Here is a 26523-nt window from a genome sequence, read left to right as displayed (position 1 = left end):
GTCGACCAGAACAGGCCCGTCACCGCCGATGATAAGGTGCTCAGCGATTTTGCCGAGATGGGTGTGACTTTCGAGACGGATGCACCCGCGCAAGACGACGGTGACGCCTTTGCCGTCTGGGCCCGCAACTGGGACAGCCTGCTGGCCTTCCTGAACTGCCAGACCCAGTGGCGCACCGCTTCGCGAAACAATGGCTACGTGCATCTGGGTCTGGATTACGTCGCCGTTGATGTCGTTCTGCGCCGCTCGGGCGCTGACGACGGGGTCTTCGCAGACCTTCAGGAAATGGAGCTGGCCGCACTGGCCGCATTTGGGGAACTGACGTGACAGCTGATCGGCAACTCAACTTCGATCTGGTTTTCCGGGGCAATGCGTCCCAGGCGAAAGCTGCGTTGGCCGATCTCAAGGGAGACGTCGAAAAGGCGACGGGTCAGACCGACAAATCCAGCGGTGCCGTCAAAGCCCATACCGAGACGCTCGAAAAAGACACCACGGCCACCCGCGCCGCCGCTGATGCCGCACGCGCTCTTGCCAAGGCCGAAGATGAAGCCCGTGCCGCCGCGCATCGCGCCAACGGCGCACGGACGCAGGCTCCGGCGATCTCACCGGCAGTGCCTGGCGCTGGTCCCCAGTCCAACGGACAGCCGGGTCCCGATCCCAAGCAAATCGACGATCTGCGGGCTAAATATTCCCCGCTCTATGCGATCCAGCGGGACTATGCGCGCGAACTGGAGACCATCAACAAAGCTGAGCAGGTCGGCGCATTGAGCCGCAAGGAACACGGCGAGGCATTGGAACGCCTGCAAATGGGATACGAGCGCTCCGTTCAGAGCATCGACCGCAACGATCGGGCGCTGAAGTCCAGCTCGGGTACGATGAAGCTGACGGCCTATGAAGCCCAGAACCTGCGTTTCCAGATCAGCGATACCTTCCAATCGCTTGCTCTCGGGATGCCGGCGTTGCAGGTGCTGCTGCAGCAGGGGCCGCAGATCACCGATCTTTTTGGCGGTGTTGGTGAGACGTTTCAGGCTCTGAAGCAATTCCTGACACCGGCGCGTCTCGCACTTGGCCTCACGGCGGGTGCGACAGTGCTCGCGGCCAGCGCTTTCGACAGCTATCTGAAATCCGTCAAGGCGGTGGACATCGCCAGCCAGGGCCTCGGGCGGGCCACGGCTGGCAGCTCGGCCGAGATGGAAGCCTCGGCCCGGGCAGGAGCTGCGGCGGCCGGAATTTCGCTGCAGGCTGCGCGCGCCATGCAGGCCGGGTTCCTGAACACCGGTCGGATTGGATCGGATCATTTCGAACGCCTGATTGCCATGTCCGAAGATTTCGGCGCCACAATGGGGCTGGATGCTGCAGCGGCGAGCAGTGCCCTGTCCGAGATGTTTGCCGATCCCGCCAAGGCGGCAGATGCGCTCTATCAGAAATACGGTCTGATCGATGCGGCCACGGCGCGCCAGGTGCGCAACCTGGCCGCCCAGAACCGCGAGAGCGAAGCCCAGGCGCTGCTGCTGGACAAGCTGCCCGACCGGCTGGCCTCTGCGTCCGAGGCGACGAGCGTTCTGGGGCGCGCCTGGCAGGATGTTCAGGCCATGGCGTCGAATGCACAGGACGCGATCGGGTCCACGATGAACACAATCTTTGATCCGCCGCGCATTACAAATGATGACCGCCTCAACGGGCTAGAAAAGCAATTGCTTCGTCTTCAGGTAAAACCGCCAACTGGAGCGGTCAAAGAAGAAATCAAACGCCTGAAATCGGAACGTGATGCGCTGCTCGCCGAAATCGGCCAGTCCCAAGACAAAATCCAAAAAAATGAGGCTGACCAGCAGGCCAGAGAGCAGGCGCGCCTGGGGGATATGTCTCTCACCATCGCCAAAGGCTCTGACGTCAACAAAACCCCTCTGAGGGAAGAGGAGCTGCGCAATCAGATTGCAGCCCTTCAGGCCGGGCAGAATGTGCCGGGTCTCGACAGCACCCAGCAGTCCTGGATCACCTCCGCTATCGAGGGCAAGTCCAACGCCCTGCAGGGGCTGATCGACCGTCAGAAAATAGCCTCAGATCTCGATCGCATCGACATCGCCATCCAGAATGAACGCAACCCTCTTCTGAGGGCGGACATGGAGGCGCGCCGGGTGCTCCTGCAGATGGCGGGCGATGAAGTGACAGCCGCCAAGATTGCGATTGAGTCGGAACGCGCCCGGTCCCGCTCCCTCGGCGCCGCCCTGGGCGCAACCGAAGCGCGGATTGCGGTATCGCAGGACGAGCTGGATATCCGCCGCCAGCTGAACCGACAGGTATCGGCGGGAACGCTGACGGCAGAACAGGCCAACCGCACCCTGCAGCAAGAGCTGGAGTTGCGTCCCCTGATCGCGGCGGCCGCCGCCGCTGAAGGGGCGGAAAAGGTTCGCCTGACCGGCATCATTTCTCAACTGCGGCAGGGCTATGCCGGACTGGCGGAACTGGACCAGCGTGCTGCCGCTGACAGCTTCGTGCGCGGTCAGACGGAAACGCTAGAACGGCTGCGGGTCGAAGCTGCCTTGCTGGGGGCGAGCGCAGACCAGCGCACACGCACCATTGCCCTGTTGGATGCCGAGAAGGCGATCCGTGAGGCTGGCATTCCGGTTCACAGCGCCGAAGCCGATCGGATGCGGCAAACCGCAACGGCCATTGCCGGGCAGACGCGCGAGCTGAACCGCCAGATCGATGCCTGGGACAAGGTGCGCTCGGCTGGCGAAGGGGCCATCGACAGCATCGTCGACAAGCTCGCCAGCGGCGATATCGGCAGCGCTCTGGAAAGTGTCGCCAGCGATTTTCAGGGCATGCTGCTGGAGATGGCCGTTAAAAACCCGCTCAAGAATGCGATCTTTGGCGCAGACAACGGCACCCTTGCGGATGTCGGGGGGCTGGGCGGTATCTGGGATCGTCTGACAGGAGCAACGGACACACGTACGCCCGAGATATCCTCGAAATCCATGGATGTCGGAGCGATGACCGTCACTGCCGCCAGCGTCACGATTTTGGGTGGGCTGATCGGCGGTGGGGCTGCCAATGTTAACGGCAGCGGGCTTAGGGTGCCCGGGGTCAGCACCGGCCCGATCACCGCCAATCTGCCAGGCAGCGAAGCGGTGCAGGATCAGGCTTGGCAGTTCTTTGCCAGCAAGGGCCTGAAGCCGCATCAGATTGCCGGGATCATGGGGAACGTGACTGCGGAAAGCGGTTTCAACCCCGCCGCGATCGGGGATGGCGGCACGTCCTTTGGCCTGTTCCAGCACCACGCCGGGCGCGGCCAGGGGCTGCTGGATGCGCTCGGCGGGCAAGGCAAGCTTGGCAATGTCTCCGGTCAGCTCGACTACGTTTGGAAAGAGCTTCAAACGTCAGAAAAAGGCGTGTTGCAGAAGCTCATGGCCTCCAAGGACGTTCGCGAGGCGACTGGCGCCTTCGCAAGTTTTGAGCGCCCGCAGGGCTGGTCAGCTGCAAACCCCGAGGGGGCGATGCATTTCGACAAGCGTCTGGATGCGGCGCAAAAGTCGGTCGAGAAGTTCGGCACCTCCGCAAATGCCGCCACTGAAAACCTTGGCACCCTTGGCAGCGGCTTTGATGCCTTTGGCAACGCCCTGCTGTCAGGCCTGCAGGGCGGCGGTGGCATCAACGGAATTTTGGGCAGTCTGGCTGGCAGCTTGGCCGGTGCGATCGGCATCCCGGGGTTCTCAGCGGGTGCAGCCACCACCGTGCCCGCCAAGGGGTATGATATCGGCGGGGCCACTGGCGGGTCAGATCCGAACAAGATCGCAGGGTTCGTGCACGAAAAAGAATACGTCTTTGATGCCAAAAGCACGGCCCGGATCGGCGTCTCAAATCTGGAAGCCATCCGCAAAGGCGTGATGGGCGGCTATCGCAAGGGCGGCTATGCCAGTTCCGGCCAGACCTTCCCGAACAATGTCGGCGATCAACGCTCAAATGACAGCGGCGGCTTTGGCAAGATGGCCATCGTCGTGAACGATTATTCCGGCCAGAACGTCGAGGCCGAGGTGCAGCCCGACGGTCGCGGTGGTCGCCAGATGCTGATGTCCATCGGTCAGCAGGGGGCTGCAGCCATGGCGCAGCCAGGCAATCCGATGAACAAGCAGCTCGCCCGCCTCGGCGCCAAGAAGGGCCCGACGCAGCGATGACTGTCCTGACTTGGCCAACCGAGCTTCCCCGTCCGGAGCGCAACAGCTGGAATGCCAGCTGGCAGGACCCCCGTCAGAAACGACGTGGCGAAACCGGTGGCCCGCGCTATCGGCGCCGGTTCTCGGCGGTGTCGAAGATGGTGTCGCTCTCAGTTCTTCTGAGCCGCGCCGAAAAGGGCATTTTCGACAGGTTCCTGAAGCAGGACACCGATTTTGGCTCCCGGCTGTTCTGGATGCCTGACCCGACCACCGATGGCTGGGCGCTGCTGGATGAGGCGTTCGCGCCGCTGCTCGATGAGGCCGGAGGGCCGCTTCTCATGTCGGCGCAGTGGCTCTGCGTCTTTGGTGATGATTTTGCAAAGGAGACAATCGTGGGCACAGATTTTCGCATGACGTTTTCCGTGGTGGTGTTGCCATGAGGCGCGTCTCTCTCAATGCGCGTCAGATGATCGATGCGGAAATGTCGGAAGAGCTGCCGGTGGTGCTGATGGAAATCACCCATCCGCTGCTCGAAGCCCCGATCCGGCTGTCTTCAGACAATGCCGATCTGATCGAAGTGATCGACACGGCGCAGATTCGGGGGACACGCTCCACCTGGCGCGGGGCAGACCCGGAGAGCGAGCCCTACCTGCATATCATCGCCTCGGTTCTGCTGCCGTCCGACCTTGAAGACGCACCGGCTGCCGGCACTCTGGTTCTCGACAATCTCAGCCCGGAAATGGCGAAGCTGCTGCGCTCCTATACCGACCTCGCCACGATCAGCCTGGCGACCGTCATGGCTGACATGCCGAACGATCCGATCGAAGAGAACATCGGCCTGCAGATCACCTCATCCGTGATCACCGCTGCCGAGATCACCATCACCTACACCTACGAAGAGCGCGAGAACGAACCCTTCCCGAAGGGCCGAATGTCGCGCTCGTTTTTTCCGGGGCTGCACAGATGACTGACTGGTCCAACCGCTTTATTGGCATTCCTTATGAGCAATTCGGACGCAGCGAGATCGGCGTTGATTGCTGGGGGCTGGCCTGCATCGTCTATAGCGAAGAACTCAACATCACCTTGCCCGAGTATCTGGGCGAAGGTGCCAGGGGTGAGAATGCTGAAATCGCAGCCTTGGTCGCCGGAGAAGCCGCGTCGCCGCTCTGGGTGCCCGTCACAGGTCCGGCTGTCGCCTTTGATATCGCAGTGTTCAAGCGTGGCCGCTGGGATGCTCATGTCGGTATCGTCATCCAGCACGGTCTGATGCTGCACGTTGCGGCAGGCGACTGCGCGAAGGTCGAGACCTATGCGAAGGGCCTTTGGAAAACCCGGCTGACCGGCGTCTACCGGCATGTCGAGCTGATCAGGCTGGCCGCACAATGAGCGATAACCGCAAGATCCCCGTCCTCGCAGTCCCCATGTTCAACCCCGGCAAGGGCCGGATCGATCTGGAACTGCCCTGCGATATGACGATTGCCGAGATCGTCGCAACGGCCCTGCCGGGTCTGTCCGAGTCTGCCCGCCGCCGGGTGCGGGTGATGCTGGTGACCGACCGCGGCATGCAGATCGTGCCGCTTTCGGTCTGGCATATGGCACGGCCTCTGCCCGGTGTTCAGGTGGTTCTGCGCGTCGTGCCCGGAAACGGTGCGCTGAAATCCATCCTGACCATTGTGGTTGCGGTCGCTGCCGTGGCTCTTGCAGCCACATTTGCAGGGCCTCTGGCTGCTGCCCTGAGTATCAGTCCTCAACTCGCGAGCGGTATTATCGTTCTCGCAACCACTGCCATCGGAAACCTTGCGATCAGCTCGCTCTTTCCGCCGCCGGAGCCGGACAGCGTCAAAAACCGTTATGCCATCGCGGGGTTTCGCAACGAGATGCGCCCGGATGGCGCTGTTCCCGAAATTATGGGCACGATCCGCTATTCACCGCCCTTCGCCACCTCCACCTGGAGCGAGATCATCGGGGACATCCAGTATGTCCGAACCGTCTTCCTCTTCGGGGGCGGACATGTGGCGCTGAGCGACATTCGTCTCGGCGACACCTTGCTTGAAGAATTTGACGAGGTGGAAACCGAGGTGCAGACCAATGTGAGCGGAGACACCTTGCTTGATCTCTATCCCTGGCAAATCGTCGAGGAGCGGTTTCAGGTTGAGCTGGTGCGCCCTTGGCCCACAGATGACGCTGGCAATAAGGTGGATGGTCCCAGCGTCGAGACGCCGATCATCCGCACGACCGGCAGGGACGCGGCTTCGGCCTCGGTCATCTTCTACTTTCCGGGCGGTCTCATCGGCTACAACAGTGACGGTGACAAGAAAAGCTGGGGCGTCAGCATCAGGATCGAACAGCGCGCTGATAACGACGATCCTTGGGAAGAGGTCGCGACGCTCAGCTTCCGAGCAAAGCAACTCGAAGCCTTCTTTCGCCAGCACACTTGGAATTTGCCGTATCGAGGCCGCTGGAAAGTGCGCGTCATCTTTCTGAGCGATCCCAAAGAAGCACCACGCTATACGCAGAAGTGTGCGTGGGTCGCGCTGCAGACCATCCGTCCGGAAAAACCGATTGCCTTTACCGGCCTGGTGACAAAGGTAGGGTTCCGCGCCCGTGCGACCGCGCAGTTCAATGGCCAGATCGACAATTTCAACGCGCTCGCCTCGCGCATCTGTCTGGATTGGGATTATGAGACCGAGGCCTGGGTGGAACGCGCCACGAGCAACCCGGCGTCGCATTACCGCCTGGCGCTACAGTCGCCCGCCAACCCCAAACCCGTTCCCGATGACGAGATCGATCTCGTGCAGCTGCAAGACTGGCACGACTTCTGCCGCATCAAGGATCTGAAGTTCGACTATGTCTTCGAAGACGAAGGCAGCAGCCTGCGCGATGCACTGACCATGATCACGTCAGCCGGTCGCGCATCGCCACGGCGTGATGGCGTGAAATGGGGTGTGGTCATTGATCGCCCGCAGACGCGGATCATCGGCGAACTCAACCCGCGTGTTGCAGACGAGCTGACGTCGACCCGGAGCTACTTTACGCCGCCTCACGCCTTCCGGATCAAGTTCAAGGATGCCTCTGACGATTACAACGATGCGGAGCGTATCGTGCGCTGGCCGGGTTACGAGGGGCTGATTTCTCTGACGGAAGTGCTGGAAATACCCGGCAAGACAGACCCGGCCGAGATCGCCCGCGAGGCCACCCGCCGGGCCTATGAGCTGATCTATCGCCCCGATATCCACCAGGCCATTCAGGCGCATGGCGTAGGCGCGGCAACGCGTGGCGATCTGATGACCTTCAGCAACCATATCCTGAGCGAAGAGCAGTCGGCTGCGCGTGTCCGGGCGGTCGAGGGCACAATGGTGGTGCTTGACGATCGCGTCAGCATGCAGGTCGGAAACGACTATGTGATCCGGTTCCGTCACTATCCAGAAGCGGCACTTGGAGAGGAAGCGGATACGGCGGGGCAGTCCGTTGTGCGTCCTGTCCGTACAGCCCCGGGCGAGACATCGACCCTGCTGCTGCTGGGGTCCGGTCTGATGCCGGTGGTCGGGGATGTGGTGCAGTTCGGCCCGGCTGCAATGGACAGCTTCCCGGTGGTCGTGCGCGGCATCGAGGCGGGTGAGAACTTCTCTTCCATCTACCACATGGTGGCCCATGCCCCGATCATCGACGAGATGATCGACGCCTATGTGCCACCTGCCTGGACCGGTCGCGTTGGCGACGAGGTGGCCTATCCCGGAACGGTGCCGACGGCGCCCAATTTCGTGTCGTTGCAGTCCGGTCTGGAGATCATTGACGACGAAACCGTACCTCCGGCATCTGAAGAACCTGTCCCGCGCGACATCCGGCTTCAGCTTTTGCCAGGCAAAGGCTCTGTGGCCGTGATGAACCAATATCGTATCGAGCATCGCCTCACCGGGGCAAGTGAATGGAGCACGCTTACAGTTCCCGTCTCGGAAGGTGGCGCCACAATTTCAGGGTATTTGACGGGCGCGGATGTTTCCTTGCGCGCTTTCGGTATATCGATCGGTGGCATCGAAGGCCCGGCCTCGGCGACGGTTGCGATCACGGTCGGTCAGGATGACCCCGCCTTCCCTGCGGCTCTTGCAGGGGATGCAGTCACCGTCACGGGCGGTCTGGGCACCTCGCACATTTCGATCGTCACGGGATCGGATAGCGTCACCACCGGCATCCAACTCTACCGGGTTCCTGACGGCACAACACTGGATCGCGATCTGCATGCGATCGGCGCCCCCATCCCGACATCGCCTGGCACGACGCTCAATTACGCAGATGGCGACGCGACACGTACCAACCTGCTGGCAAACTCGGTCTTTGATTCTGCGGGCGCCTGGACGCCCGATGCCAATTGGTCGGTGAGCGGCGGCAACGCGCAGCACAGCTCCGGTACCTCGGATACCATCCGCCAGGCTGTCACTCTGACGGCGGGTAAGGTCTATCGCGTAGCTTTCTTCGCGACGGTTACAGCCGGGTCGGTCACCCCGGTGCTCTTCGGCGGCACGGATCAGCAGGGCAACAGCGTCACATCAACGGGTACGTTTACTGACCGTATTGAGGCTGTATTCGGCAACGCGGCCTTTGGCTGGCTGGCGAGCATCACCGCAGAGCTGCTCGTCGATGACGCAGTCTTGTTTGTCGAGACATCGGGCTGCATCAATGCCGGAAGCTACACGTATTTTGCAGAGCCTGTCTCAGTTGAAGGTGTGCCTGGCGCGCTCTCCGGACCCTATGCGGCAGAGATCTTGTGACGGCGCCCATCCCCCAAACCCCCGAAATCATCCGCGCACCCGCATGGGCGCTGCGATCCCCGTTGAAACAGGAGAATTAGAATGGCTGCCTCTGGTGAGAGAACTGTCGACAAATCATACCTTGACGCCGTCGATGACCTGTTGGGCCACAGCGATAATACAGTGGGTCGCGTTGCTGTGGACCTGCTTTCCACGCGTATCGCGGCTGCAGGACCCTTGGCAGAGGCTCTGGCGGCCAAGGTGGGGACGGATGTGACGGATGCGCTCGACACCCGCACGACAATCCTTGAGGCCGAGTCAAATGATGCCCGTCCATCTGTTGATACGACAGCGGAAGGGATTGCGGCAACATCGACGGGACAGGAGTTCCGCCTTGTTTCTAACGATCTGGACGTTGCGTTCTACCGTTATCGCAACGAGGCAGGTTCCGCCGTGCTCATTGAGACCGTCCCGTCTGTTGCCGCGCTTGTTGCCAAAGCTGACGCTGCCGATCTCGCGAGTGAAATTGATGTCCGCAGCGCTCTGATCGACTCTGCCGACGGTACTGAGATGGTCGGTTTCGAAGACCAGAACGGGTATGTTCAGGGCTATATTCAAGGAGACGGAAGCTACGACGTGCTTGAGGTATACTTCGGCACTGACGGAATCCGCACTCCGCTCTACGAGGTTTATGACGACGGCATTGAAGATGGACGGGTGGTCCACATCGATAAATTCGGGGTTGTCCTGCAAGAGTACCCGGAAAATCCAGCCGACGCATCGGGCGGGGGATCTGAGCCTGCCGTTCTGACCGCTCAGCCAAATGCAACCTATGGATTGCTGCGCAAGTTGGCCGGGGATCAGAATGCAAATATCCTCGTTTGCTCTGACAGTACCGGTGCCGGGACAGATCGCTGGGTCTATAAGATCTCTGATGCGATCGCCGCGTGGGATGGAAGCGTGCGGGTAGAATATCGCGCGTGGGACGACAGTGCGAAAAACTACGCGACGGCTATCGTCGTTTACGCTGGATCGGGCGGCGCGACCTGCACGATCTGGAATGCCGCCGTCGCTGGGCGGCAGCTTTATTACCTGCACGGCGAGCATTTCGATGCGGCGTATGGTCAGACCGCAGCCGACTGGCTGATCATCAACCACGGTCACAATCATGACCACAATTGGACGCCGGAAGTGCACGCCGCCATCCTGATCGGAGGCGGGCAGCAGATCGCGATGCGTCACCCCTATGCAGGCGTCAGTATCGTCGCGCAGAATCCACGGCTGGACAATACTCAGGGCACAAATCGCAGCCTCGGCGCGCAGTTTGCTGCGCGGTCGATGGGCTGGTCGCTTGTCGATGCTTTCAGCTTGTTCCAGCAGGCGGGTAAGCCGCCTGCCTGGTATGACGACGATGGAACGGACCCGATACACCCCTCTGTTATCGAAGGCGGCGGCGATGATGAGATTGTCCAGACCCTGATCGCACCGCTTATCAGCAACCAGATCAGCCTCTCTCAGGCGCGTGATCCGACGCTCTATGATCGAGTGCGCAATCTCCTGAGCAATGGTCTTTTGTCAGACTGGACAGCATCGGTCCCTGACGATTGGGAGTTGGTCAACTGCACATCTGCCGAGGAGACGACCATATATGAAACCGCTGCCATTTCCGCGCGGCTCACAAACAACACGGCAACAGGCGCGCAGCTGCGTCAGACGATGACAGGCGACAAAGTCCGGGCTCTGCGAGGCCGCTATGTGACGGCAGCTTTCCGGGCTTGGATACCGACCGCGACAACATCCGGTGTCGCCGGAACAGACATCAAATCATCGAGCGACGGCGGAGCGACATACGGCTCATCATCGCGGGGTTGGAGTGTCACAAACACCAATGGTCGCGGCGGCTGGCTTTGGATGTGCCAGTCCGCGCTGATCCCGGCTGACGCGACGCACATACAGATCAGCAGCCCGGGGCAAAATATCGGCGCGGCAATGGACATCATTATCGACCGAGGCATCCTCGTCCCCGGATCGCTACCCAAAGACATGGAGTTCTGACATGACGACTTTTATCAAACACACGCGCGCGAATGGCTTGGCAACTGCGCGAAAAATCAATCCGCCAGTCACTGACGGTCTTGTAGGTGTTTTTATTTTTGGCGGTACGCTTGCTCAGTCAGTGCGAAACCTTGCCACGGGGGTGACTGATGCCTCCGTCATAGGTTCACCTGCCATTGGGGAGAGCTATCTTGACCTGACAGGCAACAGCACGGCATATATCCAAACCGCGATTGCACATAGCGAGGATCTCACTTGGATCTCTGCCTGCCGCCCGCTGACAGATACCACCGCAGCCCTGATCAGCAATTACTGGTCGAATAGCCAGAGCTATGGCGGACAGACAATCGGCGGAAATCTTATCCTCTCTGAGAATACCGTGGCTGATGGTTTGGTCTCGGCTCAATTTACGCAGGCTTTTGACGCGGCTGGCACGAGCACAGCAGCGCAGGCAAACACCGGCGCTCCGGGTTTCGCCATCGGCGCAGACTATATTATTTCGGGCCGCGTAGATCAGATCGACAGGACACGGAGCGTCACGAATATCACGACGGGCGCGTCTGGAACAAATAAGCCAGCGCTGAACCCAGCAGACCTCGGTGGGCCAATCCGCATTGGGAGCGCGTACAATAGCCAGTTTGCAGGGCAGGCGCGCCACTATGCGGCGATCTTGTATGACCGAAAGATTTCCGATGAACAGTTGACCTTGATGAATGACTGGCTAGCGATCATCCTAGACGCACGTGGGATCTCTGTCTGATCATGAAACCGCTTCTGCTGTGGATCTGGCACCTCGACACCCGCCTCACTGAAATTGTCCTGGGCAGCGTAAGCCTTGCGCGGGGCGTCACGCTGGCCTTGCCGGGGGACATGATGACGGCAGATGCATACCGCGCCTTCGACCTGCTGCCAGAATCTGCCTGGGCTGTCCTCTTCACGGCCTTCGGACTGGCGCAGCTCGCGGCTGTGGTGATCAATGGCCGCTGGCGCCGGTCCCCGGCGATACGCGCCACCGGCGCGATCTTCGGCGTCTGGTCCTTTACCGCTTTGACAACGGGTTTTGTCGTCTCCGGTGGCCTCAGCCTGGCATCCTGCCAATATGGCATACTGGCTTTCTGGTCAGCCTATTGCCTGATCAACATCTCCAGCAAAACGGCAAGACGCCTTCATGTTTGAGTTTCTGAAGAATGCCCTGTCGCCGGAGCTGGTGGTCGCCTTCGGCTCCGCCCTTGCCGCCGTGATTACCGCAGTGCTCGTCAGGGGCAAAGCACCCTCAAGCCCCTCGGCTGCCAGCATCGTCCAGCAGGCTATCCGACCCGAGACCGAAGCTGAGGTGCGTGCGGCAGATGCTCTGGAAGAGATCTCGGCGGCTGTCAAAAAGATGGCGGAGAGCGTGGATCGTATCGAGCGATCAACTTTTGTCCTGGTCGATCGAAGCGGGCGGCCACACTGAGCGTCAGAGAGTTGGGCGTATGTGTAGATCTCTGACGCTTGAGTTCATAATTTCTGTCCAGATTACCATGTCAGTCCGTCCAGAAGCTGACGGCGCGCCACACACTGTACATGGTCTCCCTTTAGGGACCAATTCATTGCAGAGTGGGGCTAAGTTGCCAAGCAGATTAAGAAAAGTGGCGATCCCGGGAGGAATCGAACCCCCAACATCCTGATTAGAAGTCAGGTGCTCTATCCAGTTGAGCTACGGGACCGTGGCTCTGTGATAACGGTTCGGAAAACGGTTCGCAAGTCGCTGACGTTCTCCTAACCGTCTGTATTTCTGCCTTCTTCTGGCCCCAGACCTCCGGCTTAGAAGTCAGGTGCTCTATCCAGTTGAGCTACGGGACCGCATGGCGCCGCTTGTCGGTCATACGCGCCGCTTTGGCAAGACCGTTGGCACCCTGAAAATAGCGTTCAAGACGCACAAAACCCAGCCAGCTTGTAAAAAAGGCACCGCCCCGCAAGGCGATGCCATCTTCTAATTCTCGCCGCTGCCGGGCCTGCACCCGATCAGTCAGAACAGATCAGCTGGGACCGATCATGAAACAGGTCACCTGACGCGCCTGCAGGCGACGGCAGGCCAGATCAGCCATGTCACGGCTCAGGCCCATGAAATTCGCGTCAAACCCGGAATTGCGATTCACAACCTTTCGCAGCGATCCGTCCAGGCTTGACGTCTCGGACAGGGCGGTCTGCAAGAGCACCTTTTCGGCGGCGTATTTGCTGGGATAGCGGCCGACATTGATGCCCCAGTGCCGCCCGCCAGAGGTCGAAAGCCGCTCGACCACCTCAGCTTCGGCCGGGGCTCTCGCCTGCACCGGCGCCGCGCTGGCCAGAACCACCTCTGGTGGGCGCCGCACCGGCTTGGTCGATTCGGCGGGTGCGACCTCGTTGGCCACCTGCACAGGTTCGGGTGCCGCAACCGGGGCCGTCGGGGCCGCCACGGCCTTTACTTCGGCGGCCTGCACCGATTCGAGGATCGTGTCGATATCGGTGCGCACCTCGGCGACCAGCAGCGCTGGTGTCGCACCACCGCGTGCCATCGGCCGCAGGCTTTGCGTCACAGCAGCAGAGGCAACGCGGATCGCCTTGCCCCGTGTGCCCGGCGTCGGTTCAGAGTTGCGCGCAACCAGCACATCGACATTGCCGCGTCCCATATACGGCGGCTTACCCGGCGCGCGAAACGCGACCTGGCTTGGCATACGCTTGAACCCGAGGTCCATCAGCTCGGCCACCTTTGCGTTGCGCGACGCGGTCGAAGCCCCGCCAAACACCGTGGCAATCACCCGTTCGCTGCCCCGCTGGGCGGATGAAACAAGGTTGAAACCGGCGGCATTTGTATAGCCGGTCTTGATCCCGTCCGCGCCCGGATAGCTTTCAAGCATGCGGCGGTTGGTGTGGCGCACCTGCTTGATCCCTGCATCCGCCGTCTCGCGGGAAAACAGGTTGTAATACTCAGGATAGTCATAAATCACGTGCCGCCCAAGAACAGACATGTCGCGGGCGGTGGACAGATGCCCAGACCGGGTCAGACCGTTGGCGTTCTTGAAGGTCGTGCGCGTCATGCCCAGCTGCTTTGCGGTCCGGTTCATCCGCGCGGCAAAGGCCTCTTCCGACCCGGAAATCGCCTCGCCTATGGCGGTCGCGGCGTCATTGGCGGATTTCACCGCCGCGGCGCGCACCAGATAGCGCAGTTTGATTTTCTGCCCCGCGCGCAGGCCCAGCTTGGACGGTGGCTCTGCTGCCGCGTGACGCGATATGGTCACATCCGTGTCCATGCTGATCTCGCCGTGCTCGACCGCCTGAAAGGCGATGTACAGCGTCATCATCTTGGTCAGAGAGGCCGGATGTAACGGTGTGTCCGCATTGTCGGCCAGGATCTGTTCGCCCGTTCGCGCATCCATGACAAAAGCCGCATACGGCGCCGCCCATGCGCTCAGGGGCACACACAGTGCCAACCACGTAAAAGTCATGAAATACAGGCCAAAGCGGCCCGGCTGCCAACGCCGTCCCTTCACGATATCTCGCCTTCTGCTGCCTCGCGTTCCCGATATTTCGGTGAACTCTTTTATTCTTGATTGATTAGCGTAAAGCTAACACATCAAGTGCTGCGGATAAACCTTTATGATGGCTTGCAATTCCAGATTTATTCGCGCGGCATTAACCAGATATTGAGGTTCTTGATAATCGAATCGCTAAACCGGCGATTTCCGCCGGTTTTCGGACGCCTTCCGGCAAAATTCAGCCGATGTCACGGACCAGCGCGGACAGATCCCCCAAATGCTCCAGGCTGTGAAACCGGATGGATTCGGGTGGCTCGGCATGCTCCAGATCCCAGGACAGTTCTTGCGGCACGAAGACTCCCCAGCCGCCCGCCGCAATCGCCGGAACCACGTCGGATTTCATCGAATTGCCCACCATCATCGCCCCCGCCGCCCCGCCGGGAGCTGCGCCAAAGATCCGTGCATAGGTTTGCGGCGTCTTGTCCGACACGATCTCGACCCCGTCGAACAGATCGCCCAGGCCAGACTGCGCCAGCTTGCGTTCCTGATGCAGCAGATCGCCTTTGGTGATCAGAACGATGTGATGCGTTTCGGCCAGATCCCGCACCGCCGCCTCGGCATGGGGCAGCAGTTCCAGCGGATGCGCCAACAGCTCCTGCCCCGCGCTCAGCAGATCCGAAATGACATGTGCGGGCACCCGCCCCTCGGTCACCTCGATCGCGGTTTCGATCATCGACAGCACGAATCCCTTCACCCCGAACCCATAGTGTCCAATATTGCGCCGCTCAGCGGCCAGCAGACGCGCATCCAGCGTGCCCGTATCGGCGTGATCGGCCAGCAGTTCGGCGAATCGCGCCTGGGTCAGCTTGAAGAACCGCTCGTTCTGCCAGAGCGTGTCATCCGCATCGAAACCGATTGTTAGCAGATTCTGCGCCATTGTTTACCGTCTTACCCCTCTTCGGCCCTTTTCTAACGGGCCCGAGAGGTTATATAGAACCTCTGATGCTGACACCGCAAACCACATTGGCTTTCATGAAACACGGAACCACCGTTTCCCACCGCTCCATGAGCAATGACACCACTCCGCCCCCGGGTGGCGTGGATGATGTGGATGTGGTTGTCGATTCAAAGCCCAAGACAAAGCGCCCGCCGCTGTACAAGGTGTTGCTGCTGAACGATGACTACACGCCGATGGAATTCGTCGTGCATATCCTCGAACGTTTCTTTGGCATGACTCACGCGCAAGCGTTTGAAATCATGCTGACCGTACATAAAAAAGGTGTCGCAGTCGTGGGTGTTTTCAGCCACGAGATTGCCGAGACGAAAGTGGGCCAGGTCATGGATTTTGCCCGCCGTCATCAGCATCCGCTGCAATGCACCATGGAAAAGGAATGACGCCCGCGCAGGCGCGGTGTCCCTGAAATTATGGCCACATCCCGACTCACGACCTGCCTGGAAGATGGCAGCCTGTTGCTGCCGCCCGAAGGCACGATTGCCCTGTTCGGTGCAACCTCCGATCATGACCTCTCTGCGCTTCCCAGCGACCGCTGTCAGGTGATCCAGACCTTCCGCCCCGACTATGATGCGCTGATGGCGCGCGGCTTTGACTGCGTGACCGATCCGGCCGGCCCCTATGCCCTGTCCGTGGTCTTTCTGCCCCGCGCCCGTGCGCAGGGTCAGGCCATGGTCGCCGCCGCCTGCGCCGCCACCCCCGGCGGCACGGTCATGGTCGATGGGCTCAAGACCGACGGGATCGAGCCGATGATCAAGATCTGCCGCACCCGGGCCGAAGTGCAGGGCCATATTTCCAAGGCCCATGGCAAGGCTGCCTGGTTCCCTGCCACGGATGCCTTTTCCGACTGGACCAGCGCCGGACCCAGCCGCATCGCCGATGGCTTCCTCACCGCGCCCGGCGTGTTTTCCGCCGATGGGATCGACCCGGCCTCTGCCGCGCTCGCCGCCGCCCTGCCCGCCAAGATCGGGCAGAGCGTTGCGGATTTCGGCGCCGGCTGGGGGTACCTGTCCGCACAGATCCTGACCCGGACCGACATCGCCGTGCTGCATGTGATCGAGGCAGACCATACCGCCCTGACCTGTGCCCGCGCCAATATCGACGATCCCCGGGCCAAGTTCTACTGGGCCGACCTGCCCGGCTGGCAATCACCCGAACGGCTCGACACCGTGATCATGAACCCGCCGTTTCACACCTCGCGCAGCGCCGAAACCAGCCTGGGTCAGGCCTTCATCGCCGCTGCCGCCCGGGCGTTGAAACCCACGGGGCATCTCTGGATCGTCGCCAACCGCCATCTCCCGTACGAGGCGACTTTGGCTGAACATTTTGGCGAAACCACAGAGGTCAGCGGCGACAAAAGCTTCAAGGTGCTGCATGCGCAACGCCCCTCTCGCCCCCGGCGCTGATCTGGGCTAGGCTCGGCGCTGCACAACAGTTCAAGGCTTTCTCCTCCATGTCCTTTTCGATCGAAGGCAAGACTGCCATCGTCACCGGCGCCGCGAATGGTGTCGGCCTTGCCATCGCCCGGCATTTCGCCCAGCGCGGCGCAAATGTGATGTTCGCCGACATGGACGAGGTGCGCCTCTCCAAGGAGGTGGGCGAGGTCCGCGAAGATGGCAACATGCGCTACTTTGCCGGCGATCTGCGCGAACGGCTGACGCTCGCCAATCTGCTTTCGGCCACGCTCGACGCCTATGACCGCGTCGATATCCTGGTCAACGGCAGCCGACAGATGATTCCCTCCGATCCGCTGGATATGGATGACACCTCGGTCGAATCGCTGCTGGATCAGAACCTGATGACCGCCCTGCGGCTCAGCCAGGTGGTGGCAAAGCGGATGATCAAGCAGGCAGGTGACTCCCCCGAAGGACAGGTCGGCGCCATCGTCAACCTCTCCTCCATCGCCGCGCGCCGCACCCACCCGGACCTGCTGGCCTATTCCGTGTCCTGCGCAGCCCTCGATCAGATGACCCGCTCGCTGGCCGTGGCGCTGGCGCCCAACCGCATCCGGGTCAACGCGCTGGCCTTCGGATCGGTCATGTCGGCCAGCCTCAAGGGCGCGCTCAGGGATCATGCAGACTACCGCGACCAGATCATAAGCCACACACCCCTCGGGCGCATCGCCTCTCCGGTAGAACTGGCCGAAGCGGTACAGTTCCTCGCCTCCGAAGGGTCGTCCTTCATGACCGGTCAGGTGATGACCGTCGATGGCGGCCGCACCCTGCTCGACCCCGTCGCAGCTCCGGCGCATTAAAGCGTTCCGGGTTCGACCTGAAACAACGGGCAACGGATTTCGCGTTCGACCAAAGAGAGAGACCGCGAATATCCGATCCGGGTTTAACCCCAAACGCTGTAAAGTATTTTGGGCTTGCAGCTGACACACTTTTCTCTGCCTCAAGTGAACGCCGAAGTGCTGGGGCCCATTGCGGCGCGCGATCATGGTGTTTCGGCCTTCCCCTCGGATCAGGTCATAGTGCGCTCAGTCACAGTCCGATATTCAGCCCGCAGCGCCCGGGCACGCGACAGACCTGCGGACAACGCCGCCCCAATCCGGCAACGGGTCGCACCGCTACGCCGAAAGGGCATAATTCATGTCACTCGCTTCATGCTTCATATGCTCTGTGGTTTCGGTTTCATCCAGTAGCTGAAACTTGCCGGTCAGCTGAATGAGGTTCGATGTGTCCCGCTCCATCTGCCGTATCGCCAAACCTGATTTCTGGACCATCGCCGCATTGTGCTGTGTCACCTGATCCAGCTGGCTCACACCGATATTGATTTCACTCAACCCATTGGCCTGTTCAAAGGTTTCGCTGGCAAGGCCGGAAATCAGCTTCGCAATCTCAGCAACCTGCACCACAACAGAAGAAAGCGACTCCCCCGCGCCGTTTATCTTGCGAACACCATCCTCAACCTGCTGAGAACTGGCATTGATCAGCGCCTTGATTTCATTTGCGGAATCCGCTGACCTCTGCGCAAGCGCACGAACCTCAGAGGCGACAACCGCAAAGCCGCGCCCGGAGTCTCCGGCCCGCGCCGCCTCGACCCCCGCGTTAAGCGCAAGCAGGTTTGTCTGAAAGGCGATATCGTCAATCACCGCAATGATGCGCGAAATCTGATTGGACGAGGATTCGATCTCGCGCATGGCCAGAACGGCACCTTCGACAATTTTGCCGCTGGCTTCGACATCCCCTCGGGTATGATCGACCGCGGACTTAACCTCCTTGGCATTTTTCGCCGCCGCATTGACACTGTTGGTAAGCATTTCCAGCGCCGCTGCGGTCTCCTCCAGTGTCGCCGCCTGTGTTTCCGTGCGCTGCGACAGATCCTCTGACGCTCCGTTGATCTCGGCAGAGCGGGCATCAAGGCTCAGGCTGACCTGCACAACCTGCGTCATCAGCGAATTCAGCCGGTCGATCGTTTCGTTATACGACTGACGCAGGGGTTCATATTCAGGGACAAACTTCTGCTCAATGTAGCCGCTCAGATTTCCGTTCGCCATCTCGGCAAGCCCCGCCGCAAGGCTTTTGATCACCAGCTCACCCTGCTTCTTCTGAAGTTCCTGATCCTCCATCGACGCGACGAACCGATCCGAAATGCGGTCCACATCCCCCGCGATCCGGCCCAGATCATCATCGCGCATACTGTCCCGGATACGTAGCCCCAGCTCCCCCTGCGCAACCTGCGTCAAAGCGGATCGCAAACGGTCAAACGGCTTCAGGACAGACAGGGACACCGTTCTGGCGTTATAGGCAATCAGCAACGCGCTCAGCGCCACAGAAGTCAGCACAAAATAGATGAGGGTTCTGGAATTTCGTTTGACTGCGGATGAAACTTCAACCGATTGCAGCGCGATCATGTCACCCAGCGCGGCAAGGTCCACCTCAAGCCGGTCGAACATGGCCAGAAACCCCGGCAGGGCCGCACGTCCGGCCGCCTCATTGCCAAAGGATGTTTCGATCACCTGTTCGGCACTGCTTATGTATTCCTCGACCACGGGAATGGTTTTCGCCACCTGAACATGTAATGCATCCGGCAGATCCAGATCCATCAGAGCTGCCATGTTGCTGCGGAAAGTCTCGGAATCCCCGGCAAAGGCAATCCGTTGTTCGGCCTTTGCCTCTTCGGACAGAGTCGCGCCGCTGATGACAGCAAGCGCCACATTCGCGACAAGACCATCATGCATCATGTCGCTCATCATCTGATGCCTGACGGTCTGGGTCACCATGATCTGCTGATCAAGATCAGACGACCCTTTCCACAGACTGTACAGCACAATGGCCCCCAGCAGCACTACGGTCACGATAGAGATCGCGCCGGACAGGTAGAGACGATATTTGATCGGAAGTGTCCGAAAAAAAACCTTGATGCCGGATTGAACCATGTCTGCCACTTTCACTGTCCCGACATTTCGATAGCGGATTCGGCTTAACAATTATGAAAATGATCTGGACCAACTATTTTGCCTGCATCATCGGGGCATTGTCGCGCTCGCAGCCGCCCTCCGGACGCTTGCCGGGACCCTGCCCCTGCCCTGCGCCAGATCCGCAACTGCCCTGCACGCCCTGCCTGCGGATGCTTCACGTAAACGCCGAAAGGCGTTAGAGCTGTGTCAATCAGACAGGACAGAGACATGACCGAAGACCTCATTCCCCAGAAAACCCGCGCCGCCGCCTGGTTCCGCGATCTGCGCGATCAGATCGTTACCGCCTTTGAAGGGCTGGAAGCCAGCCACACCTGCGGCCCCCTGTCAGACAGGGCCCCCGGCACCTTTGAGCTGACCGAGACCAGCCGCAGCTCCGACGATGGCTCGGATGCCGGCGGCGGGTTGATGAGCGTGATGCGCGGCGGCCGTGTCTTCGAAAAGGTCGGCGTCAACATCTCTACGGTCTATGGCACCCTCGCACCGCGTGCGCAGGCCGCCATGGCCGCGCGCAAGGGCATCCCCGGCATGTCCGACGATCCCCGCTTCTGGGCCAGCGGCATCTCCCTTGTCGCCCATCTGCAAAACCCCCATGCCCCGGCGGTGCATATGAACACCCGCATGTTCTGGACCCCGCATGCCTGGTGGTTCGGCGGCGGCTCCGACCTGAACCCCTGCCTCGAATATGCCGAGGATACGGCGCATTTCCACGCCACGCAGCAGGCGCATCTCGACCCACACGGCGCGGGCCATTACCCGAAACTCAAGGCATGGGCCGATGAATATTTCTACATCCCGCATCGCAACCGCGCGCGCGGCGTTGGCGGTATCTTCATGGATGACCACAGCACCGGCGATTGGGAGGCCGACTTTGCCCTCACCCAGGACATCGGCCGCGCCTTCCTTCCGGCCTACATCCCGCTGGTGGAAAAACGCCGCGCCACGGACTGGAGCGATGCGGACAAGGACACCCAGCTGGTGCATCGCGGCCTCTATGCGGAATACAACCTCGTCTACGACCGCGGCACCAAATTCGGGCTTGAGACCGGCCATGACGCCAATGCCGTCTTGATGAGCCTGCCGCCTCTGGCGAAATGGATCTGACGCCCCCACCCCTGACCGGCCCCCGCGCATCATCTGCCCTCAAATATCCTCGGGGGGCCGGGCCGCAGGCCAGGCGGGGGCAGACAGCCCCCTCTGACCTCACGGCACGCGCCAACGCCAGATCAGAGCCATACGAAAACCATACGGTTTCCATACACTTTCCAGCCAGTCTAAATCGCCCCGTCGATCCAGCGTCCCGGGGCGATCCCCTCCAGTGACCAGGCGCCCACCGACCAGCGCACCAGCCGCAGACAGGGCAGCCCCACATGCGCCGTCATCCGCCGCACCTGCCGGTTACGCCCCTCGGAAATCGTGATGCGCAGCCAGCCATCCGGCACGGTCTTGCGAAACCGCACCGGCGGGTCGCGCGGCCACAGATTCGGCTCTGCAATCTGTGACACTTTCGCGGGCCGGGTCAGGCCGTCCTTCAGCACCACGCCCCGGCGCAGATCGGCAATCTGCGCCTCGGACGGCATGCCCTCGACCTGCACCAGATAGGTTTTTTCCAGCTTGAATTTCGGGTTGGCAATCCGCGCCTGCAGCGCCCCGTCATCGGTCAGCACCAGCAGCCCCTCGCTGTCACGATCCAGACGACCGGCGGGGTAAACCTTTGGCACGGTGACATAATCCGACAGGGTCGCCCGCGTGCTCCCCTCGGTGCCCTTGTCGGTGAATTGCGACAGCACACCATAAGGCTTGTTCAGCAGGATCACCCGTCCCATTCCCGCCTCACCCATGACGCCGCTCCGCAAAAAAGTCCCGCAACAACGCCTCTGACGCCTCAGCCCCGATGCCGTCATAGACCTCGGGCACATGATGACACTGCGGATGGCTGAACACCCGCGCCCCCTGCGCCACGCCGCCGGATTTCGGATCCCCCGCGCCGTAATACACCCGCCGGATCCGCGCCGCCGAAATCGCCGCCGCGCACATGGCGCAGGGCTCCAGCGTCACATACAGATCGTGATCCACCAACCGCTCACCCCCCAGCGCAGCGCAGGCCGCGCGAATCGCCACGATCTCGGCATGGGCGGTCGGATCATGCCCCTCCCGGGTCCGGTTGCCGCCCGTGGCAACCACACGGCCCGCGGAGTCGACCACAACCGCCCCCACAGGCACTTCTCCGCGCAGACCAGCGGCCCGCGCCTCGGCCAAAGCGGCCTCCATATGGCTGGTAAACGTCATAGTGTGTCCCTTGCGCAGCAGCGCTCTTTCCCAAAGCCGCAATATAGGCTAGCGCAGGGAAATGAGCAAAGACACACACCCCAAGCCCGCCCCGGCCCATTCGACACCGGCCAAATCCGCCCCTGAGGGGGATCGCATCGCCAAGGTGCTGGCCCGCGCAGGTGTGGCCAGCCGCCGCGAAGCCGAACGCATGATCGAACTCGGGCGGGTCTCCGTCAACGGCAAGGTCATCAACCGCGCCGCGCTGAACGTCACCGACAAGGACAAGATCACCGTCGATGGCAAGCCTCTGGCAGCCCCCGATGCCGCACGCCTGTGGCTTTATCACAAGCCCACGGGACGCGTGACGACGACAAAGGATGAACAGGGCCGCCTGACCATCTATGACGACCTCCCCGAAGAGATGCCGCGCGTGATGTCCGTCGGACGGCTCGACCTCAATTCTGAAGGTCTTCTGCTGCTGACCAACGACGGCGGGATCAAGCGTAAGCTGGAACTGCCCAGCACCGGCTGGTTGCGCAAATACCGCGTGCGGGTCAACGGACGCCCCACGGACGAGATGCTCAAACCCCTGCGCGACGGTCTGGTAATCGATCGTCAACGATATCTGCCGATGATCGCCAGCATAGACCGCCAACAGGGCGCCAATGCCTGGCTCACCATAGGCCTGCGCGAAGGCAAGAACCGGGAAATCCGCCGCGCGATGGAAGATATCGGCCTCAGTGTGAACCGCCTGATCCGCACATCCTACGGGCCGTTCCAGCTGGGCCAGCTGAAACCCGGCGCTGTCGAAGAAGTGCGCCGCAAGATCGTGCGTGATCAGCTCGGCCTCGACGGCCCGGTGCCGGATGCCCCCGCAAAACCGCTGCCGCAACGACGCCGCCGCAGCGGTCCGCAGTCGGATGACCGCTAAGTCGCTAAAATTGATTAATTAACATTAACACTTTGTTTACCCTCGTAAATTTTTACGCGCGATAATTCCAAGCCTGCCCCTTTTTTGCCAGAATCTCGGCGCAGAGCAAAGGGCATGATATTCACTGATCTTGCCATAGCCGTTTTGGCCCTCTCGACCCTGATGGCCCTGTCGCATTTGCGTCCGCTGATGCGCGACACCGTGCAGGCTTTGCGCGCAGCCACGACGCGCATCCTGTACTCGGGGCGGGCCCGGCAGAATCTGGCATTCGGCGCACTCTGGATGCTGATTTTCGTGATGTCGCTGCCATGATCGCACCAACAGGACCGCGTATGAACCACCTCTTTACAAAACCCTGCAAATGCAAGGGCCATGTCCCCGCTCTCAGCCTGATGTTCCTGTCCGCCAGCCCGCTGGTGGAATGGCTCATACACGGGTGCGAGTCGGGCTTTGTCTTTGTCTCCACCCTGGCAGTTTTCGCCCTGGGCCTTGCTCTGATCTCCGCAGGTCACTGTCGCCAAGCCAACTATGATGCAGCCGAAGTCGCCCGCAAACCGCATCTGCCGCGCAAGCTTCTGGGAACCCTGATGATCGGGGCCTTTGTCTTTTTCCTTGGGTGGGTCGAATACGACAATCTCTGGGCTGCGATGGCCTGCGGAACGCTCGCGACAGGGCTCAGCCTCGTGGCGTTCGGCTTGGATCCGCTGCGGGACAAGGGCCACGAAACCCCCGAAAACCAGCTGCAGCAGCGCGTGCATCTGCTGACCCTCGCAGCCGAACGGACACTGGACGATCTCGTGCTGCGCATTGGTCGGCTGGATGATCTCGACCTCATCAAACGCACCAAGGGCGTGCAAAAAGCGGTCAGATGCCTGCTGGGGGCCCTCGCCCGCGACCCGGCGACCATCCGGTCGGTGCGCAAGCCTCTGATGAAACTTCTGCACATCGCCGCACACGAGGCTGACCGTCTGGACGAGGCCTGGGATACCCCGGATCGCGCCTTCGCCCGGCAGCGCTACATCGCGAATCTGTCCGCCATGGCCATCGCATTCGAGGTTCATGCACGGCTGAAGGGCACTGCCCTGCGCGAAGACGGGCTCGAGTTCGAGGCAGATCTGCTCCTAGACCGCATGACGCAGGAATTCGCTGCCTGAGGGCGCTGTTTTGCCTTTCCCCCTAGCAAGCCTGCAGTGATTCACCTAAGTTCAAACACAGTTGCAATGCCTCAGGGGGTGACATGTCTGGCACCAGCCTTCAGAAAGTGGCCTATGTCCTTCTGATAGTTCTCCTGTTCGGGGTCTCCTCAGGCATTCTCGGGGGACTTTAGAAAATGGCGCAGCGTTTCGGCGGCAAATTCAGCCCGGATGGCACGGGTCCCTCGGATCCTGACCGCCCTGCCTTTGACGGCGCGCGGGTCGATCCGGTGGGCGCACGCAGCAACCTGCTGTTTCTGCCACCCATTCTGCTTGCCTTCACATCTCTCACCGCCGGGGCTGCAGGGCTGGCTGTCGGCCTGCTGGGCGCCACATCCCTGACCCTTGGCGCCTGGCTGCTGCGCGATGGCCTGCGGGCAGAGGCAGAATATGCCGCCCGCCGCGTGGCCCGCCGCCCCGCGCTCCCCCGCAAGATCTTTGCTGCCGCGCTTGCGGGCATCGGCGCGGCCCTTGCGACGTTCAATAGCGATGCCAGCCTTGCCGCGCCGGTGATCTACGGCATTGCCGCCGGTGCCCTGCACCTTGCCGCCTTTGGCATAGACCCGCTCGGCGACAAGCAGATGGAAGGCGTCGATACCTTCCAGCAGAACCGCGTCGCGCGGGTTGTGGACGAGGCGGAAAAATACCTCGCCGCCATGACAGAGGCGGCCACCCGTTCCGGTGACCGTCAGGTGGCCGCCCGCGTCGAACGGTTCCAGATCCGCGCCCGTGAACTGCTCCGCACGGTCGAAGAAGACCCCCGCGACCTGACCGCCGCGCGCAAGTTTCTGGGCGTTTACCTGATGGGCGCGCGCGACGCTTCGCAGAAATTCGCGGATGTCTACGTCCGCACCCGTGACGCCAAGGCCCGAAGTGATTACATGCTTCTCCTGAGCGATCTGGAAGAGACGTTCGGCGCCAAGACCAAAACACTGCTGCTGGACACCAACAGCGATCTCAATGTCGAGATCGAAGTCCTGCGCGACCGCCTGCAACGCGAAGGGGTGCGCCTCGGCTAGAGGCCCCTTCCCCGGAACAAGGATTTACCATGTCTGAGAATGTCCGCGCCAAGGCGCAGGAAACGCTGGCTCTGGTCGATGAAGTCAACGCCATGGTTCTGAGCGACCCCAAGGCTGCTGACGCCGTCACCCCGCTGTCCCAGGCCGACGCCAACCTTGGCGAAGAGATCCGCTCGCGCATGGACGAGATCGACATGACCGACACCCAGTCGATCATCTCTTTCGGCTCCGGCGCTCAGACAGAACTGCAGGAAATCAGCCAGGCGATGCTCGCCGATGTGCGCAACAAAGATGTCGGCCCGGCCGGCGATTCCCTGCGCTCCATCGTCAGCACGATCCGGGGCTTTTCGGTCTCCGAACTCGACGTGCGCCGCGACCGCAGCTGGTGGGAAAAACTGCTGGGCCGCGCCGCGCCCTTTGCAAAGTTCACCGCCCAATATGAAAAGGTGCAGCTGCAGATCGACCGGGTGACCGAGGATCTGCAAAAACACGAATACACTCTGCTCAAGGACATCAAATCGCTGGATCTTCTTTATGAAAAGACCCTCGATTTTTATGACGAACTTGCCCTCTACATCGCCGCAGGCACGGAAAAGATCAAAGGTCTGGACGAGGCCGACATTCCCGCGAAAGAGGCCGAAATCGCCGCCGCCGCCGAACAAGATCAGGTGATGAAGGCGCAGGAACTGCGCGATCTGCGCGCCGCCCGCGACGATCTGGAACGCCGGGTGCATGACCTGAAACTGACCCGTCAGGTGACGATGCAGTCCCTGCCCTCGATCCGTCTGGTGCAGGAAAACGACAAGTCGCTGGTGACCAAGATCAACTCGACCCTCGTGAACACCGTGCCGCTCTGGGAAACCCAGCTGGCGCAGGCCGTCACCATTCAGCGCTCTGCCGAAGCGGCCAGCGCCGTGCGCGAAGCCAATGACCTCACCAACGAGCTGCTGACCTCAAACGCCAAGAACCTGCGCGACTCCAACAAGGTGATCCGCCAGGAAATGGAGCGCGGCGTCTTTGACATCGAAGCGGTCAAGCAGGCCAATGCCGACCTGATCGGCACGATCAACGAAAGCCTGCAGATCGCGGATGAGGGCAAGGCCAAGCGCGCCAAGGCCGAAGAAGAGCTGCAGAAGATGGAAAAGGACTTGCGCGACACGCTCGCCTCGGCCAAGTCGCGCCGGGATGGCGTGGGCGATACGTCCGGCACCTCGGTTCCGAAGGCCTGA

25 protein-coding genes and 1 tRNA gene are annotated in these 26523 nt (G+C 61.2%); 20 read left to right on the top strand and 6 right to left on the bottom strand.

Features of this window, described 5'->3' with window-relative positions:
- The first annotated feature begins 36 nt into the window (after positions 1 to 36).
- The 10 genes from P775_RS10545 (at position 37) to P775_RS10500 (ending at position 12404) form a co-directional block, all read left to right on the top strand.
- Positions 37 to 327: a DUF1799 domain-containing protein gene (locus tag P775_RS10545; protein ID WP_245875627.1), complete on the top strand. Its 291-nt coding sequence runs from the start codon at positions 37 to 39 to the stop codon at positions 325 to 327.
- Positions 324 to 4172, top strand: coding sequence for a phage tail tip lysozyme (locus P775_RS10540; protein WP_099910968.1), 3849 nt, complete (start codon positions 324 to 326; stop codon positions 4170 to 4172). Before P775_RS10545 ends, P775_RS10540 begins: the two co-directional genes overlap by 4 nt.
- Positions 4169 to 4591 (top strand): hypothetical protein, encoded by a 423-nt coding sequence (locus P775_RS10535; protein WP_099910967.1) that lies wholly within the window; start codon positions 4169 to 4171, stop codon positions 4589 to 4591. The genes P775_RS10540 and P775_RS10535 overlap by 4 nt, the downstream gene beginning before the upstream one ends.
- Positions 4588 to 5118: a DUF1833 family protein gene (locus tag P775_RS10530; protein WP_099910966.1), complete on the top strand. Its 531-nt coding sequence runs from the start codon at positions 4588 to 4590 to the stop codon at positions 5116 to 5118. The genes P775_RS10535 and P775_RS10530 overlap by 4 nt, the downstream gene beginning before the upstream one ends.
- Complete coding sequence (locus P775_RS10525) at positions 5115 to 5537, top strand: NlpC/P60 family protein (protein ID WP_099910965.1); 423 nt, start codon at positions 5115 to 5117, stop codon at positions 5535 to 5537. Before P775_RS10530 ends, P775_RS10525 begins: the two co-directional genes overlap by 4 nt.
- Positions 5534 to 8917: a TipJ family phage tail tip protein gene (gene gpJ, locus P775_RS10520; protein WP_143520865.1), complete on the top strand. Its 3384-nt coding sequence runs from the start codon at positions 5534 to 5536 to the stop codon at positions 8915 to 8917. Before P775_RS10525 ends, gpJ begins: the two co-directional genes overlap by 4 nt.
- 252 nt (positions 8918 to 9169) lie before the next feature.
- Positions 9170 to 10951 carry an SGNH/GDSL hydrolase family protein gene (locus P775_RS10515; protein ID WP_143520864.1) on the top strand — a complete coding sequence of 594 codons (1782 nt, stop codon included), beginning with the start codon at positions 9170 to 9172 and terminating at the stop codon, positions 10949 to 10951.
- A gap of 1 nt (position 10952) precedes the next feature.
- Entirely contained in the window at positions 10953 to 11711 is a 759-nt protein-coding gene (locus P775_RS10510; protein ID WP_099910962.1) for a hypothetical protein, read from the top strand.
- A 2-nt stretch (positions 11712 to 11713) separates the two neighbouring features.
- Positions 11714 to 12127 carry a hypothetical protein gene (locus P775_RS10505; protein WP_099910961.1) on the top strand — a complete coding sequence of 138 codons (414 nt, stop codon included), beginning with the start codon at positions 11714 to 11716 and terminating at the stop codon, positions 12125 to 12127.
- Positions 12120 to 12404: a hypothetical protein gene (locus tag P775_RS10500; protein ID WP_099910960.1), complete on the top strand. Its 285-nt coding sequence runs from the start codon at positions 12120 to 12122 to the stop codon at positions 12402 to 12404. The genes P775_RS10505 and P775_RS10500 overlap by 8 nt, the downstream gene beginning before the upstream one ends.
- A 176-nt stretch (positions 12405 to 12580) precedes the next feature.
- Here the strand turns inward: P775_RS10500 and P775_RS10495 are convergent.
- A tRNA-Arg gene (locus P775_RS10495) sits at positions 12581 to 12657 on the bottom strand.
- A 138-nt stretch (positions 12658 to 12795) separates the two neighbouring features.
- Here P775_RS10495 and P775_RS29405 point away from each other — a divergent pair.
- Positions 12796 to 12927, top strand: coding sequence for a hypothetical protein (locus P775_RS29405; RefSeq protein ID WP_281256072.1), 132 nt, complete (start codon positions 12796 to 12798; stop codon positions 12925 to 12927).
- A gap of 42 nt (positions 12928 to 12969) precedes the next feature.
- Here P775_RS29405 and P775_RS10490 read toward each other — a convergent pair whose 3' ends face one another.
- On the bottom strand, positions 12970 to 14418 hold the full coding sequence (locus P775_RS10490) for a D-alanyl-D-alanine carboxypeptidase family protein (RefSeq protein ID WP_099911010.1): 1449 nt from the start codon (positions 14416 to 14418) through the stop codon (positions 12970 to 12972).
- A 268-nt stretch (positions 14419 to 14686) separates the two neighbouring features.
- Positions 14687 to 15385, bottom strand: coding sequence for an HAD family hydrolase (locus tag P775_RS10485; protein ID WP_099910959.1), 699 nt, complete (start codon positions 15383 to 15385; stop codon positions 14687 to 14689).
- A 128-nt stretch (positions 15386 to 15513) separates the two neighbouring features.
- On the opposite strand from P775_RS10485, the gene clpS reads away from it, so the two are divergent.
- Genes clpS through P775_RS10470 form a run of 3 tightly spaced genes read left to right on the top strand, consistent with a single transcriptional unit; the run spans position 15514 to position 17714 of the window.
- Entirely contained in the window at positions 15514 to 15843 is a 330-nt protein-coding gene (gene clpS / locus P775_RS10480) for an ATP-dependent Clp protease adapter ClpS (protein ID WP_099911009.1), read from the top strand.
- A 30-nt stretch (positions 15844 to 15873) separates the two neighbouring features.
- On the top strand, positions 15874 to 16866 hold the full coding sequence (locus tag P775_RS10475; RefSeq protein WP_099910958.1) for a class I SAM-dependent methyltransferase: 993 nt from the start codon (positions 15874 to 15876) through the stop codon (positions 16864 to 16866).
- 47 nt (positions 16867 to 16913) lie between these two features.
- Positions 16914 to 17714, top strand: a complete 801-nt coding sequence (locus tag P775_RS10470; RefSeq protein WP_099910957.1) for an SDR family NAD(P)-dependent oxidoreductase — start codon at positions 16914 to 16916, stop codon at positions 17712 to 17714.
- Between the two features lie 315 nt (positions 17715 to 18029).
- On the opposite strand, the gene P775_RS10465 is transcribed toward P775_RS10470, so the two are convergent.
- Positions 18030 to 19841, bottom strand: a complete 1812-nt coding sequence (locus tag P775_RS10465; RefSeq protein WP_099910956.1) for a methyl-accepting chemotaxis protein — start codon at positions 19839 to 19841, stop codon at positions 18030 to 18032.
- Positions 19842 to 20090: 249 nt separating this feature from the next.
- Between P775_RS10465 and hemF the strand changes: the two genes are divergently transcribed.
- Positions 20091 to 20984 carry an oxygen-dependent coproporphyrinogen oxidase gene (gene hemF, locus P775_RS10460; RefSeq protein WP_099910955.1) on the top strand — a complete coding sequence of 298 codons (894 nt, stop codon included), beginning with the start codon at positions 20091 to 20093 and terminating at the stop codon, positions 20982 to 20984.
- Positions 20985 to 21154: 170 nt separating this feature from the next.
- Here the strand turns inward: hemF and P775_RS10455 are convergent, their stop codons facing one another.
- A complete protein-coding gene (locus tag P775_RS10455) occupies positions 21155 to 21706 on the bottom strand; it encodes a pseudouridine synthase (protein WP_099911008.1) in 552 nt (183 codons plus the stop codon).
- Positions 21707 to 21713: 7 nt separating this feature from the next.
- A complete protein-coding gene (locus P775_RS10450; protein WP_099910954.1) occupies positions 21714 to 22169 on the bottom strand; it encodes a nucleoside deaminase in 456 nt (151 codons plus the stop codon).
- A gap of 61 nt (positions 22170 to 22230) precedes the next feature.
- On the opposite strand from P775_RS10450, the gene P775_RS10445 reads away from it, so the two are divergent.
- From P775_RS10445 to P775_RS10425, 5 genes are all read left to right on the top strand, one after another.
- Positions 22231 to 23082: a pseudouridine synthase gene (locus tag P775_RS10445; protein ID WP_099910953.1), complete on the top strand. Its 852-nt coding sequence runs from the start codon at positions 22231 to 22233 to the stop codon at positions 23080 to 23082.
- Positions 23083 to 23196: 114 nt separating this feature from the next.
- On the top strand, positions 23197 to 23394 hold the full coding sequence (locus P775_RS10440; RefSeq protein WP_099910952.1) for a hypothetical protein: 198 nt from the start codon (positions 23197 to 23199) through the stop codon (positions 23392 to 23394).
- A 20-nt stretch (positions 23395 to 23414) separates the two neighbouring features.
- Positions 23415 to 24236, top strand: a complete 822-nt coding sequence (locus P775_RS10435; RefSeq protein WP_099910951.1) for a hypothetical protein — start codon at positions 23415 to 23417, stop codon at positions 24234 to 24236.
- 176 nt (positions 24237 to 24412) lie between these two features.
- On the top strand, positions 24413 to 25294 hold the full coding sequence (locus P775_RS10430; protein WP_099910950.1) for a 5-bromo-4-chloroindolyl phosphate hydrolysis family protein: 882 nt from the start codon (positions 24413 to 24415) through the stop codon (positions 25292 to 25294).
- A 29-nt stretch (positions 25295 to 25323) separates the two neighbouring features.
- Positions 25324 to 26523, top strand: coding sequence for a toxic anion resistance protein (locus P775_RS10425; RefSeq protein ID WP_099910949.1), 1200 nt, complete (start codon positions 25324 to 25326; stop codon positions 26521 to 26523).

This window comes from Puniceibacterium antarcticum (genome assembly GCF_002760615.1).
In the GTDB taxonomy this organism is placed as follows: Bacteria; Pseudomonadota; Alphaproteobacteria; order Rhodobacterales; family Rhodobacteraceae; genus Puniceibacterium; species Puniceibacterium antarcticum.
This window is presented reverse-complemented; position numbering and strand designations above follow the sequence as displayed.

Excerpts from the sequence above, each read along its gene's own strand:
- P775_RS10450 (WP_099910954.1), bottom strand. The coding sequence starts at position 22,169 with ATGACGTTTACCAGCCATATGGAGGCCGCTTTGGCCGAGGCGCGGGCC.
- P775_RS10455 (WP_099911008.1), bottom strand. The coding sequence starts at position 21,706 with ATGGGACGGGTGATCCTGCTGAACAAGCCTTATGGTGTGCTGTCGCAA.
- P775_RS10430 (WP_099910950.1), top strand. The coding sequence starts at position 24,413 with ATGGCGCAGCGTTTCGGCGGCAAATTCAGCCCGGATGGCACGGGTCCC.
- P775_RS10530 (WP_099910966.1), top strand. The coding sequence starts at position 4,588 with ATGAGGCGCGTCTCTCTCAATGCGCGTCAGATGATCGATGCGGAAATG.
- clpS (WP_099911009.1), top strand. The coding sequence starts at position 15,514 with ATGAGCAATGACACCACTCCGCCCCCGGGTGGCGTGGATGATGTGGAT.
- P775_RS10505 (WP_099910961.1), top strand. The coding sequence starts at position 11,714 with ATGAAACCGCTTCTGCTGTGGATCTGGCACCTCGACACCCGCCTCACT.
- P775_RS10475 (WP_099910958.1), top strand. The coding sequence starts at position 15,874 with ATGGCCACATCCCGACTCACGACCTGCCTGGAAGATGGCAGCCTGTTG.
- hemF (WP_099910955.1), top strand. The coding sequence starts at position 20,091 with ATGACCGAAGACCTCATTCCCCAGAAAACCCGCGCCGCCGCCTGGTTC.
- P775_RS29405 (WP_281256072.1), top strand. The coding sequence starts at position 12,796 with ATGGCGCCGCTTGTCGGTCATACGCGCCGCTTTGGCAAGACCGTTGGC.
- P775_RS10500 (WP_099910960.1), top strand. The coding sequence starts at position 12,120 with ATGTTTGAGTTTCTGAAGAATGCCCTGTCGCCGGAGCTGGTGGTCGCC.
- P775_RS10440 (WP_099910952.1), top strand. The coding sequence starts at position 23,197 with ATGATATTCACTGATCTTGCCATAGCCGTTTTGGCCCTCTCGACCCTG.
- P775_RS10445 (WP_099910953.1), top strand. The coding sequence starts at position 22,231 with ATGAGCAAAGACACACACCCCAAGCCCGCCCCGGCCCATTCGACACCG.
- P775_RS10535 (WP_099910967.1), top strand. The coding sequence starts at position 4,169 with ATGACTGTCCTGACTTGGCCAACCGAGCTTCCCCGTCCGGAGCGCAAC.
- P775_RS10525 (WP_099910965.1), top strand. The coding sequence starts at position 5,115 with ATGACTGACTGGTCCAACCGCTTTATTGGCATTCCTTATGAGCAATTC.
- P775_RS10510 (WP_099910962.1), top strand. The coding sequence starts at position 10,953 with ATGACGACTTTTATCAAACACACGCGCGCGAATGGCTTGGCAACTGCG.
- P775_RS10425 (WP_099910949.1), top strand. The coding sequence starts at position 25,324 with ATGTCTGAGAATGTCCGCGCCAAGGCGCAGGAAACGCTGGCTCTGGTC.
- gpJ (WP_143520865.1), top strand. The coding sequence starts at position 5,534 with ATGAGCGATAACCGCAAGATCCCCGTCCTCGCAGTCCCCATGTTCAAC.
- P775_RS10435 (WP_099910951.1), top strand. The coding sequence starts at position 23,415 with ATGAACCACCTCTTTACAAAACCCTGCAAATGCAAGGGCCATGTCCCC.
- P775_RS10490 (WP_099911010.1), bottom strand. The coding sequence starts at position 14,418 with ATGACTTTTACGTGGTTGGCACTGTGTGTGCCCCTGAGCGCATGGGCG.
- P775_RS10485 (WP_099910959.1), bottom strand. The coding sequence starts at position 15,385 with ATGGCGCAGAATCTGCTAACAATCGGTTTCGATGCGGATGACACGCTC.
- P775_RS10465 (WP_099910956.1), bottom strand. The coding sequence starts at position 19,841 with ATGGTTCAATCCGGCATCAAGGTTTTTTTTCGGACACTTCCGATCAAA.
- P775_RS10470 (WP_099910957.1), top strand. The coding sequence starts at position 16,914 with ATGTCCTTTTCGATCGAAGGCAAGACTGCCATCGTCACCGGCGCCGCG.